The organism is Polynucleobacter sp. 30F-ANTBAC, assembly GCF_018882385.1.
In the GTDB taxonomy this organism is placed as follows: domain Bacteria; phylum Pseudomonadota; class Gammaproteobacteria; order Burkholderiales; family Burkholderiaceae; genus Polynucleobacter.
This window is the reverse complement of the sequence record NZ_JACVON010000001.1, coordinates 509,597-522,439: the sequence shown is the minus strand read 5'-3', so window position 1 is coordinate 522,439 and position 12,843 is coordinate 509,597. Positions and strand designations below refer to the sequence as shown.

Here is a 12,843-nt window from a genome sequence, read left to right as displayed (position 1 = left end):
TTGTCACACATGCGAATGAATAGACCCTTACTTTTCCCCATCATTTTAAGCTTAATGCTTGGAATAGGGCTGTCTATTGATTCTGAGGCTCATGCGGCTCACGGCTTTGCCCAATATGGCGATTTACGCTACCCCGCTGGATTCAAGCATTTTGATTATGTTAATCCTGAAGCACCTCAGGGTGGAACGCTGCAACTCCCTAATCCGGATCGAAGAACCAGTTTTGACAAATTTAACCCTTTTACGCTCAAGGGTGTCGCTGCGCCTGGGGTCTCACAACTCATGTTTGAGAGTCTTTTAATTGGTAGTGCGGATGAGGTGGCTTCTGCCTATGGACTGTTAGCGGAAGATGTCACTGTTGCCAAAGACCAGTTATCGGTCACGTTTCGTTTAAGAGAATCAGCACGCTTCAATGATGGGGCGCCAGTCCTTGCCAAAGATGTGAAGTACTCTTTTGATATCTTGATGAGCAAATTGGCTAGCCCGCAATTTAAAACCATCTATGCCGATGTCAAACAGGCTGTGGTGGTTTCTGAGCGCGTGATTCGCTTTGACTTTCATCGCAGAAACGGCGAGTTACCACTCTTAGTTGGTTCGCTACCGATCTTCTCTGAAAAATGGGGGAAGAGCAGCGATGGCACTAGCAAAGACAAATTATTCAATCAAATAACCTTTGAACAGCCCATTGCGAGTGGTCCATACGTCATTGAAAAATACGATATTGGTAAAACCATCACCTTTAAAAAGAATCCTGATTATTGGGGGGCTGATCTCAATGTGCGCATCGGGTTTTTCAATTTTGATCGAGTGTCCTATCGTTTGTACAAAGACGATACTGCGCGATTGGAAGCTCTTAAAGCAGGGGAGTTTGATACCTTGGTGGAGTATCGGGCCAAGAACTGGGCTAAGAGCTATGTGGGGCCTAAGTTCAGAGATGGCACACTAAAGAAACAGCATTTTCAGCATCGCAACGGTGCCGGCATGCAAGGTTTTATCATGAACATGCGCAAGCCTGTCTTTCAGGACCAACGGGTAAGAGAAGCTCTCACATTAGCTTTGGATTTTGAATGGATGAACCGCCAGCTTTTTTACGGTCAGTACCATCGGATTGATAGTTATTTTGCGAACAGTGATTTAGGTGCTTCATATGAAGCAGCCAGCTTGCCAAGCACTCAAGAGAAAAAACTATTAGAGCCTCTCGCAAAAACTTATCCTCAGTATTTCCCGGAAAAAGCTTTGGGCCCCATGGTATTACCCGTGACGACAGCAGATCCATCGAGCTTGCGCCAAAACTTAAGAAAAGCCAGAGAAATTTTGGCAAGAGCCGGTTGGGTCTACAAAGATGGTGCTCTGAGAAATGCCAAAGGCCAAGCCTTTGAGTTTGAAATTATGGACGATGGTGGCGCCATGGTTCGTTTGGTGGCTGCCTATGTTCGTAACCTCGAGAAGCTTGGTATTCAAGTTCAGATCAGAACGACAGACTATGCCCTGTATCAAAAACGCTTAGAAGAGTTTGATTTTGATATGACCACCATGAAGTTCCCAGATTCACAAAGCCCGGGTAATGAGCTATGGGATCGATATGGTAGCGAGTCAGCTTCTACCAAAGGTTCTGACAATATCATCGGGGTTAAATCTCCGGTGGTTGATGCCTTGGTGGGGCATATTGTGAAAGCCCAATCCAGGAAAGATCTCGTGGCCGCAACTCGTGCGCTAGATCGCGTTCTAACGCATAGTTATTACGTTGTACCGCATTGGTATAGCCCGAGTCATCGTGTGGCGTATAAGTCAAATTTGGCGTTTCCAAAACCGCCGACTTACTACCAAGCAGAATCTTGGATCTTGAGTACTTGGTGGCGCATGCCTTCGGATGAGCGAGGTCACAAATGAACAGCGCTTTAGTGAGATATATCTTTAAACGTGTGTTGTTGATGATTCCTACTTTATTAGGCGTCATCACCTTAACCTTTGCTGTGATTCAGTTTGTGCCTGGCGGCCCCGTTGAGCAAATGATGTTGGAAATCAAAGGTCGGGGTGATGCCAGTGTAGGAGCAGGGGAGTCATCGGGTGGCGGATCGAGTGCGACCTACCGCGGTCGTCAAGGAGTTGATGAAGAACGCTTAAAAGAAATCAAAGCGCTCTATGGCTTTGATAAGCCGCCGATCGAACGCTATTGGCACATGCTCAAGCGTTTTGCGATGTTTGATTTGGGCCAAAGTTATTACCAACACAAAAGTGTTTGGGAGTTGGTGGTATCCAAAATGCCTGTCTCCATTAGTTTAGGCTTATGGACCTTTTTAATTACTTATCTAATTTCTATTCCTTTAGGCATTAAAAAGGCTGTGCGAGCAGGTACCCGATTTGACACGGCGACCAGTGTTTTGATTTTGATTGGTTATGCGATCCCTGGATTTGTCCTCGGTGTATTGCTATTGGTTTTATTTGGCGGTGGTAGCTTCTTCCAGTTATTCCCCTTGCGAGGCTTAACGTCTGACAATTGGTCTGATCTCAGTTTGATCGGCAAGGTAATGGATTACCTCTGGCATTTGGTATTGCCCATTACTGCTTCTGTATTAGGTAACTTTGCAGTGATCACGATGCTGACCAAGAATTCTTTCTTGGAAGAGATTCGTAAGCAATATGTGATCACGGCGAGAGCCAAGGGTTTGAGTGAAGACAAGGTTTTATGGAAGCATGTTTTTAGAAATGCGCTGATTCCATTGGTGACCGGTTTTCCAGCAGCATTCATTGGGGCCTTCTTCACGGGTTCACTTTTGATAGAAACGTTATTTTCTTTGGATGGCCTTGGCTTGTTGTCCTATGAAGCGGTGATGAAGCGTGACTATCCTGTTGTCCTAGGAACGCTTTATTTATTCACGCTCATTGGTTTGGTGACGAAGCTCATTTCCGATATTGCTTATGTCTTAGTGGATCCTCGGATCCAATTGGATAGTTCGTCAGGAGGTCGTTAATGTACCGACGCTTGATCGCACGCATCCAAGACAGCCATCAGTGGCAACGCTTCAAAGCGAATCGCTTGGGCTATTGGAGTTTATGGATTTTTACGGCTCTATTTATCTTCAGTTTATTTGCAGAGCTGATTGCTAACGACCGTCCCATTTTGGTTCGTTATCAGGGTGAGTTTTATGTGCCGATTGTTAAAGACTACCCAGAAACAGCTTTCGGCGGTGACTTTCCTACGCCAACCGATTACCTTGATCCAGATATCAAAAAGACCTTTTCTAAACCAGGTAACTGGGCAGTCTATCCACTCATTACCTACAACTACAACACGCTGAATTATTTTGCAAAAGAGCCTAACCCTGCATCGCCATCCAGAGACAACTTATTGGGTACCGATGATCGAGGTAGGGATGTGGTGGCTCGGTTAATTTATGGGTTTAGGTTGTCTGTTCTATTCGGTCTCTGCTTAACCGCCTTGGGTGTCATTGTCGGCGTCTTAACGGGTGCACTCATGGGTTACTTTGGTGGCAAGGTGGATTTGGTCACCCAACGCTTCATCGAGATCTGGAGCTCTATGCCCGAACTCTATTTATTAATTATTTTCGCCTCCATCTTTTCTCCTAGTATTGGATTGTTAATTATTTTGTTGTCATTGTTTGGTTGGATGGGCTTGTCCGATTATGTACGTGCTGAATTTTTTAAAAATCGCTCGCTAGAATATGTGCGCGCTGCGGAAGCGTTGGGTTTGTCGAGTTCTCAAATCATGTGGCGTCACATCCTTCCTAATAGTTTGACGCCAGTGATTACATTTTTACCATTTAGGATGAGTGCATCGATTTTGGCCTTAACCAGTTTGGATTTCTTAGGCTTAGGGGTGCCACCCGATACCGCCAGTTTGGGTGAGTTGCTCGCTCAAGGTAAAGCCAATTTGGATGCCTGGTGGATTTCTTTATCAACGTTTTTAGTTTTAGCCATCACATTGATGTTATTGACGTTCATGGGTGAAGCGCTCAGAGATGCGTTTGATAATCGTCGATCTGCTGGAGAAGTGAAATCATGAGCCAGCTCAATCCTATCACTCCTTTATTGGATATTCAGCACTTAACGATCAAGTTTGGGCGCAAGACGGTTGTCAATGACTTGAGTCTGAGCATTGCTCCAGGTGAACGTTTGGCGATTGTGGGGGAGTCTGGTTCAGGTAAAACTTTAAGTGGTTTATCTTTGATTGGTTTACTCCCAGAGGCAGCTCAAGTCTCTGGAAAAATAGAACTCCATTACCAAGACCATACAAGTAAAAATTCAACCAGCAAAAATTCAACGCAAGACATCGTGAGCATGTCTGCCTCAGAGCTTCAGGCGATTCGTGGCAAAGACATTGCCATGATCTTTCAGGAGCCGATGACAGCATTGAACCCGCTCTACACCATCGGTAATCAAATCATGGAGGCTGTTCAGTGCCACCATCCTTTGATGAGCAAAGTGGAGTGCCGTGATCGTTCGATTGCCTTGTTAGAGAAAACAGGGATCCCTCACCCGGCCGAACGTTTTTCTTTTTATCCGCATCAGTTATCTGGTGGTCAGCGCCAAAGAGCCATGATTGCAATGGCTTTAGCTTGCCAGCCTAAACTTTTAATTGCGGATGAGCCAACGACGGCTTTGGACCCTAGTTTGCGCCTACAGATTCTTGATCTATTAAAAGAACTCCAAGAGGATGCCAAGTCTCATGGCGGTATGGCCGTTATTTTGATCACCCATGATCTCAACATGGTACGCCATTTTGCAGAGCGTGTGGCTGTGATGCATCAAGGGAAGTTGTTGGAATATGGTTTGACCGAACAGGTGTTTCAAAATCCCGAGCATGCCTATACCGAAACTCTCGTTCACAGTGAGCCAGTTAGAAACGTTTTACCACTGGTACCCATTGCACCGGTATTGCTTAAAGCCAAAGAACTTAGCGTGTCTTACCCAAAAGCAGGGAGCAGTCGCCTTTTCAAGGGGCTCAAAAAGTTTTTGAGAGGGTTTCATTTCTCAGACTTATGGCAGCAAGACTACGATCAAGTCGTCAAACATATCGATTTGGATTTACGTCAGGGTGAGACCCTTGGTGTGATCGGCGAGTCTGGTTCTGGTAAATCAACCCTGGCTATGGCTCTATTAGGCTTGTTGGGGCAAACCGGCGCTAAAACTTCAGGGTACGTGGAGATCTTAGGTCATGATTGGTTTGCACTGTCTCAAAAAGATCGCCGTCCATTAAGAGCTTCTTTTCAAGTTATTTTCCAGGACCCATTTGGTTCACTTTCACCCAGGATGACCGTGGGGCAGATCGTTGGGGAAGGTTTGCGTCTGCATCAAGTAGACCTATCGGCTGATGCTGTGAAAGCGAAGGTCATTGAGGTTCTCAAGGAAGTCGGTTTGGATCGAACGGCGTTCAATCGCTATCCCCATGAATTTTCAGGTGGCCAGCGCCAGCGGATTGCCATTGCTCGGGCGCTTATCTTAAAGCCTCAAATTCTTGTGTTAGATGAGCCGACATCAGCACTGGATGTCACCATTCAAAGGCAAATTTTGGAGCTTTTGTCCGATTTGCAGCACAAATACAACATGGCTTATCTCTTGATTAGTCATGACTTGAGTGTGGTGCGGGCCATGTCGCACCGCATCATTACTCTGAAAAAAGGCCTAAAAATCAAAGAGGAAGCTCTTTAGAGTCTCCTGAAAAAAGGCATTTTGTGTCAGGTTTCATTCAGGTTATAATGTCCCTCATGTTGAAAACCAAGCATTCCCTCTTTGCAGCCATTATGTTGGTCGCCTCCTTGCAGGCTACTCAGGCTATGGCGCAATCGGTGGATCGTGCTAATGAGCTAGCCGTGGAATCATCTGCCCCTCTAACAGAGCAGATTCCTAGCCGTTTCAGTACCGTTAAAGAAAAATTATCTAGTAGCGTCAGTCAAGTTGGGGCTTCTGTTGTCGGTGGCACAGAGTCTTTAATCGATAACGCCATGCAGTTAATTGGTGTTCGTTACCGCTGGGGTGGCAACACACCGACAAGCGGTTTGGATTGCAGTGGCTTTGTTCGTTATGTCTTTAATGACACATTTGGATTCTTATTGCCTCGTAAATCAGCACAGATGAGCAAAGTAGGCTTGGAAATTGGTAAAGACGAGTTGCGCCCTGGCGACCTCGTATTCTTTAACACCATGCGCCATGCTTTTTCTCACGTTGGCATTTATGTGGGTGATAATAAATTTATCCATGCACCTTCGAGAGGTAAGTCGATTCGTGTGGATGATATGACCAAGGTTTATTGGGAAAAGCGATACAACGGCGCGCGTCGTATGGATGGTTTTGATACTCTCAATGATGAGCAACGTATTCAGCTTCTTAATGATTACCAGGATCGTTTGGATAACACCGGTCGCTTGTGATAGCTAATTAAAGATTTCTCAATCTAACCAAACATAAAAAAAGACCTTCGCTGAAGGTCTTTTTTTATGGCTCATCTGTCTAGCAGACCAATCGAAACTAGCGTATTCCTAGTTTGGATTTGATTTGATCCATTTGTATTAGGGTCGCTTCTTCCCCCGCTAGAATGGCATTGCTTCTAGATTTAAAGTCAGTTCCTCGCATGCCTTTTAGTTCTGGACGAATGACTATCTGGGCACGTTCTAGCTCAAATTGATTGATACTTTGTCCCATGATTGAGGTGGTTTGCAGCAGAATGCCTACAGTCCCGCTGCTATCTTGACTACTAGGCTCGGTTGAAATATTCACGGCGATCACGAAGTCCGCACCCATTTGTGTGGCGTATCGAACCGGTACTGGAGAGACTAAACCGCCATCCACATATTCTCGACCATTGATCATGGTGGGCTGGAAAACACTGGGAATACTGCAGGACGCTCTAACGGCTTGACCAATATCGCCTCTTTGGAAGAGGACGCCTTGGCCAGTTTTTAAATCGGTTGCCACAATACCTAAAGGTATCGGCGTATTTTCAATCGATTGATGTTTGACCAAGCGATTGACCGTGCCTTGCAGGGCATCACCTTTGATCATTCCACCAAATTTACCCGAGAAAGGAAGAGCCCAGTCCGCAATAGTTGCTTCATCTAAAGTTAGAGCAATGCGATTAAGTTCATTGCCCTTATAGCCTGATGCATATAAAGCGGCTATGACGCTGCCGGCACTTGTCCCCACTACTAAATCTGGTTTGATGCCGTTAGCTTCTAGTGCTTTGATCACGCCAATATGGGCAAATCCCCTGGCTGCACCTCCGCCAAGAGCCAAACCAATCACAGGTTTTTTGTGGCTAAAGGTGCTACAACCAGCTAATCCAGCCACACTTAATGAGCCCATACTGATTAGGGTCAAGAATTTTCTTCTAGAAGTGTGGTAATCTACATGAGAATTATTCTCATTAATAACTAAGGATTCGTTGTTATTGAGATCACCGGTTTTATTTTTATGGAGATACTTCATCATGTTCTTATCTAAAAAATCCATTTGGGTCGCTGCAGCGATAACTGCATTGGGTATCACAACATCAATGCCAGCATTATCTCAGTCTTCTGGGGTTTTGAATTTATATTCTGCAAGACACTATCAGACAGATGAGGCTTTGTATGCAGACTTTACAAAGCAAACAGGTATCAAGATTAACCGGATTGAAGCGGATGACAATGCTTTGTTTGAGCGTTTGCGTAGTGAAGGTAAAGATAGTCCGGCCGATGTGATCTTGATGGTGGATGCGGCAAGATTATGGCGCGCTGAAGTAGAAGGTTTATTTCAGCCAGTGCAATCAAAAATTTTAGATTCTCGTATTCCGAAAAACTTACGATCCAATGATGAAGGCAAGGGGAGTCATTGGTTTGGCTTCTCAACTCGAGCGCGCATCATTGTTTTTAATAAGTCGACCGTACAAGCTAACGATGTTGATACCTATGAAAAGCTAGCGGATCCAATTAATAAAGGTAAGGTCTGTACCCGTTCAGGCTCTCATCCTTATATGTTGTCATTGATCGGTGCCATGTACGAACGTTCGGGTGAGGCAAAAACAGAAGCTTGGGCAAAAGCCATGGTTTCAAATATGGCTCGTACACCAAAGGGTGGCGATACCGATCAAATCAAAGGCGTTGCTTCTGGTGAGTGCGGGGTTGCATTAACTAACTCTTACTACTTAGCGCGTTTGATGCGTTCGACCAAACCGCAAGATCAAGCCATCGTTTCTAAAATTTCTTGGCTTTGGCCTAATCAAGCAAGCTCAGGAACACATATGAATGTGGCGGGTGGTGCTGTGGCAAAAAATGCGCCTAATAAGATCGCCGCTGTGAAGTTCTTGGAGTATTTGGCTAGTGATGCAGCGCAGCGCTACTTTGCGGATGGTAATAATGAATGGCCTGCTGTTAAATCAGTTAAGACCAATAACCCAGCATTGAATCAGTGGGGAAGCTTCAAAGAAGAGACTATTTCTATTAGTGCAATTGGTAAAAATCAAATTTATGCACAAAAAATATTAGATAGAGTGTCCTACAAGTAAAAAGAAAGCCTAGAATCTCAGGCTGAGATGAATTTAAAGCCTGAGATCCTTTCCAGTACCAGTGATAGTTGTTATCACTGCGGTGGCGACTTAACTCCAGACAGCTTCTATCAGGCTGAATTGAGTGGGGCGCTACGTTTTTTTTGTTGTGCAGGTTGTATGGCCATTGCGCAAACCATTCACGGGCAAGGATTAGAGTCTTTTTACGCGCGCCGCATTCCCTTAGGAAGTAAACCAGAAGACCCAACAGGTTTAGGTGGTCATGTGCCGGATCATTTATTGGCCTATGACGACCCTGTCCTATTGGATCGCTTCACGCGCACGACAAGCCATCAAAATGAACTCGAAACGACCTTACGTTTAGAGAAGATCCGTTGTGCTGCCTGCGTATGGCTCAATGAGCAGCACTTGCGCCGCCTGCGTGGTGTTAAAGATGTGCAAATTAATTATGTGACCCAGCGCGCCACCATTCTTTTCAATCCAGACATCGTCAAACTTTCTGGCTTATTGCATGCCGTTGAGCAAATTGGTTACGGTGCTTGGCCGTTTGAGCCGTCAGAGTCAGCTGATCAATCTAAAAAAGAAAGACGCCAACTATTGATGCGTCTAGGTGTCGCGATGCTAGGCATGATGCAAGTCATGATGTATGCCTGGCCTACCTATACCGGCGCAGAAGACTTATTAAGTGAGCATGCTTTATTACTGGGTTGGACCAGTTGGGCCTTAACCGTCCCCGTAGTTTTTTATTCTGCTGGTCCGATGTTTATCGCCGCCTGGCACAGTATCCGCTTATTTCCAAAAACTAAAATGTTGGGCATGGATGTACCTGTGACACTGGCAGTTGGTTTGGCTTTTGTGGCGGGGACCATCAATCTCGTGACCAACATGGGTCAAAGTTATTTTGATTCGATCACCATGTTTGTCGCTTTTCTATTGGGAGCTCGTTACGTTGAGCTTTTAGCTAGACAGGATGCGCAGGGCGGAGCCGAGGCTTTAGCCAAACAATTGCCTGCCACGTGTCAGCGCCTCGAGAACTATCCTGAATCAAACGCGGCTAAATCGGTGCCGGTTGTACGTTGTGTCGTTGGAGATATCTTGCGTATTTCACCGGGAGAAATTATTCCCGTAGACGGTATTTTATTGTCTGGCGAAAGCAGTCTTGACGAGTCATTGCTCTCTGGCGAGTCACGACCGATTGCGAAAAAAATCGGTGATCTGCTTTATGCAGGTAGCCACAACATGGCTAGCCCCATAGTGATGCGAGTGGAAGCGGTTGGTCAGAGAACGAGGATTGCAGGTATTGCTTCACTCTTAGATAAAGCGCTTCAAGCAAAACCTGAAGTAGTGGGTTTAGCAGAAAAATGGGCGGGTTATTTTGTAGTCTTTTTAATGACTGTTTCACTCTTTACTGCACTCACTTGGTTTTACTTAGATGCCAGTCGCGCATGGGAAGTTGCAGTGGCGGTTTTAGTAGCCAGTTGTCCCTGTGCTTTATCTTTAGCAACTCCTGCAGCCATGGCGGCAGCGCAAGGGGCTGTCACAAAATTAGGCTTGTTGGTGGTGCGTGGGCATGTCATGGAAACACTTGCTAAAGCGACAGATTTGGTGCTTGATAAGACGGGCACTTTAACAACCGGTAAGCCTCAGCTTCAGCAAATCCTGCAAGTGCGTTCGGATTACACCCCAGAAGGAGCGCTTGCTATTGCGCTTGCTATGGAGTTGGGCCAAAAACATCCGCTGGCTTTTGCTATCCAACAGGCGGCAGAGAATCAACAAGTCGCACCCGCGATCTTGAGTGATGAGTGTGTCAGTGAGTTGGGTAAGGGGTTGCGTGCGGGAGCTTTACGTTTAGGAAGTCGTGCTTGGGTTGGTTTGGATGCGTCCACACTGACTCGTGATTTAGAAAAGTATCAGCAATCTAGCTTAGTTTATTTAAGTGATGAAAAAGGTTTGATTGCCCTATTTGCTTTATTGGATACGCCACGTGATGGAGCTCAAGAGCTGATTGATGCGGCTAAAAAAAGAGGTATGAAAGTTCACTTGGTGTCGGGTGATGACCCTCAGACAGTAGCTTGGTGGGCTGGTTACTTTGGTATTGATGATTATGTGGGCGGCGCCTTACCGGAAGATAAATTAAGGTTTAGCGAGAAGTTGCAAGCAGAGGGTCAAACAGTTTGGGCTGTTGGGGATGGTGTGAACGATGCGCCATTTTTAGCCAAGGCCAATATCTCCGTGGCAGTTGGAAGTGGTGCGCCATTGGCCCAAGCAGGTGCTGATGCCGTGTTGACAGCAGAGTCATTGAAACCGTTAACTCAAGCTTTAGCGCTTGCCGATAAAACACGCATCATCATGCAACAAAATCTCGCATGGGCATTTGTTTATAACGTTGTGGCCATACCTATTGCCATGATGGGTTGGGTCAATCCATGGATAGCAGGTATTGGGATGTCGTTGTCATCACTTGCAGTGACCTTGAACGCATGGCGTTTAAGAAAACCGGTTAATTAGACTAGACTATCGGTATGGAAAGTCTTTATTTACTCATCCCCATGTCACTCGTTGTGGTGGCGTTTATTGTTTTTGTACTTTATTGGTCTGTGCGAAGCGGGCAGTTTGAGGATTTGGAAGGTCCCGGTCATGCGATCTTGATGGATGATGACAATCCCAAGCCCAAACCTCAGTCAAACTCAAACTCACTATCAAAAGACAACTAAGTCATCCTTCTGTTCTAGACAAAGCGAGACGGCGTAAAAATGAGGTGCTAAGGCCTTCATTAAGCTTAATAAATCGCCACTTCTTCGGTCAAACTTGACCTATATCAAATTCACTTAGAGGCCAAAGTTCGATAATCGCAGAAGGATAAATCGGCCTTCAGGCTTGTAAGGAGAAACCATGGGACTAACCGTGGGTAATACGCAAGACAACTTTAACTATAAAGTTGTTCGCCAATTTGCTTTAGTAACAGTGCTTTGGGGCATTGTGGGCATGTTGGTGGGGGTGATCTTGGCAGCTCAATTGATCTGGCCGGATATCACTTTCAATATTCCATTTTTGAGCTATGGCCGTTTGCGTCCATTGCACACCAATGCGGTTATCTTTGCTTTTGGAGGTAGTGCGCTATTTGCAACTTCTTATTACATCGTTCAGCGTACCTGTCAGGTACGCCTCTATTGCGACAAGTTAGCCTCGTTTACTTTCTGGGGATGGCAAGCTGTGATTGTGGCTGCAGCGATCTCATTACCCCTAGGGTTTTCAACTTCCAAAGAGTATGCAGAGCTCGAGTGGCCAATTGATATTTTGATTACATTGGTTTGGGTGGCTTACGCGGTGGTTTTCTTTGGCACTGTCGTGAAGCGCAAAACAAAACACATCTATGTGTCTAACTGGTTCTTTGGTGCTTACATCTTGACCATTGCCATGTTGCATATTTTCAATAACTTAGAAATGCCAGCTAGCTGGTTCAAGTCCTACTCGGCTTATGCAGGTACTCAGGATGCGATGGTTCAGTGGTGGTATGGTCACAACGCAGTGGGTTTCTTCTTGACGACGAGCTTTTTGGGCATGATGTATTACTTCATTCCTAAACAAGCTGAGCGCCCAATTTACTCCTACCGTTTGTCTATTGTTCACTTTTGGGCTCTGAACTTTACGTACATGTGGGCGGGTCCTCATCACTTGCAACACACAGCATTGCCTGATTGGACGCAGTCTTTAGGTATGGTTTTCTCATTGATCTTGTTGGCTCCATCATGGGGTGGCATGATCAACGGCATCATGACTTTGTCAGGTGCTTGGCACAAGCTACGTCGTGATCCGATCTTGAAGTTTTTGATCACAGCATTGTCTTTCTACGGTATGTCGACTTTCGAAGGTTCAATGATGTCGATTAAGACAGTGAATAGCTTGTCACATTACACCGATTGGACTATTGGCCACGTGCACTCTGGCGCTTTAGGCTGGGTGGGTATGATCACGATTGGTTCGATGTACTACTTGATCCCGCGTTTAGTAGGTGAAAAAGAAATGTACAGCACCAAATTAATCGAATTGCATTTCTGGATTTCTACGATTGGCGTGGTGTTATACATCGCTGCTATGTGGATTGCTGGTGTGATGCAAGGTTTGATGTGGAGAGCTTTCCAGCCTGATGGCACATTAACTTATAGCTTTGTTGAATCTGTTAAAGCAACGTACCCGTTCTATGCAATTCGTTTATTAGGTGGGTTGTGCTACTTAAGCGGTATGTTTGTGATGGCATACAACGTTTACAAAACGATTCAATCGAAGAAGTTTGTTGACGCACCAATTCCAACAGCACAAGCTGCTCACTAAGCCTAGGAGAA

Annotated in this window: 10 protein-coding genes; 9 read left to right on the top strand and 1 reads right to left on the bottom strand. The window is 45.5% G+C overall.

Annotation, left to right across the window (positions count from 1 at the left end; genetic code table 11):
- Positions 1-15 precede the first annotated feature (15 nt).
- From ICN28_RS02210 to ICN28_RS02190, 5 genes are read left to right on the top strand one after another with little or no spacing between them, the layout of a single operon-like run.
- Positions 16-1,890 carry an extracellular solute-binding protein gene (locus ICN28_RS02210; RefSeq protein WP_216285895.1) on the top strand — a complete coding sequence of 625 codons (1,875 nt, stop codon included), beginning with the start codon at positions 16-18 and terminating at the stop codon, positions 1,888-1,890.
- The gene (locus tag ICN28_RS02205) at positions 1,887-2,972 is read left to right on the top strand and encodes a microcin C ABC transporter permease YejB (protein WP_216285893.1); all 1,086 of its coding nucleotides are present in this window, start codon (positions 1,887-1,889) and stop codon (positions 2,970-2,972) included. The genes ICN28_RS02210 and ICN28_RS02205 overlap by 4 nt, the downstream gene beginning before the upstream one ends.
- Positions 2,972-4,024 (top strand): ABC transporter permease, encoded by a 1,053-nt coding sequence (locus ICN28_RS02200; RefSeq protein ID WP_216285892.1) that lies wholly within the window; start codon positions 2,972-2,974, stop codon positions 4,022-4,024. Before ICN28_RS02205 ends, ICN28_RS02200 begins: the two co-directional genes overlap by 1 nt.
- Positions 4,021-5,670, top strand: coding sequence for an ABC transporter ATP-binding protein (locus tag ICN28_RS02195; RefSeq protein WP_216285891.1), 1,650 nt, complete (start codon positions 4,021-4,023; stop codon positions 5,668-5,670). Before ICN28_RS02200 ends, ICN28_RS02195 begins: the two co-directional genes overlap by 4 nt.
- Before the next feature lie 56 nt (positions 5,671-5,726).
- Positions 5,727-6,389: a C40 family peptidase gene (locus ICN28_RS02190; protein ID WP_255536085.1), complete on the top strand. Its 663-nt coding sequence runs from the start codon at positions 5,727-5,729 to the stop codon at positions 6,387-6,389.
- Positions 6,390-6,486: 97 nt separating this feature from the next.
- Here ICN28_RS02190 and ICN28_RS02185 read toward each other — a convergent pair whose 3' ends face one another.
- Positions 6,487-7,320, bottom strand: a complete 834-nt coding sequence (locus tag ICN28_RS02185) for a patatin-like phospholipase family protein (RefSeq protein ID WP_216286848.1) — start codon at positions 7,318-7,320, stop codon at positions 6,487-6,489.
- 124 nt (positions 7,321-7,444) lie between these two features.
- Between ICN28_RS02185 and ICN28_RS02180 the strand changes: the two genes are divergently transcribed.
- The 4 genes from ICN28_RS02180 (at position 7,445) to ccoN (ending at position 12,832) form a co-directional block, all read left to right on the top strand.
- Positions 7,445-8,500 carry an extracellular solute-binding protein gene (locus ICN28_RS02180; RefSeq protein WP_370626429.1) on the top strand — a complete coding sequence of 352 codons (1,056 nt, stop codon included), beginning with the start codon at positions 7,445-7,447 and terminating at the stop codon, positions 8,498-8,500.
- 27 nt (positions 8,501-8,527) lie between these two features.
- Positions 8,528-11,008 (top strand): heavy metal translocating P-type ATPase, encoded by a 2,481-nt coding sequence (locus ICN28_RS02175; RefSeq protein ID WP_216285890.1) that lies wholly within the window; start codon positions 8,528-8,530, stop codon positions 11,006-11,008.
- Positions 11,009-11,022: 14 nt separating this feature from the next.
- The gene (gene ccoS, locus ICN28_RS02170; protein WP_216285889.1) at positions 11,023-11,214 is read left to right on the top strand and encodes a cbb3-type cytochrome oxidase assembly protein CcoS; all 192 of its coding nucleotides are present in this window, start codon (positions 11,023-11,025) and stop codon (positions 11,212-11,214) included.
- A gap of 178 nt (positions 11,215-11,392) precedes the next feature.
- Positions 11,393-12,832 carry a cytochrome-c oxidase, cbb3-type subunit I gene (gene ccoN / locus ICN28_RS02165; protein ID WP_216285888.1) on the top strand — a complete coding sequence of 480 codons (1,440 nt, stop codon included), beginning with the start codon at positions 11,393-11,395 and terminating at the stop codon, positions 12,830-12,832.
- The last annotated feature ends 11 nt before the right edge of the window (positions 12,833-12,843 follow it).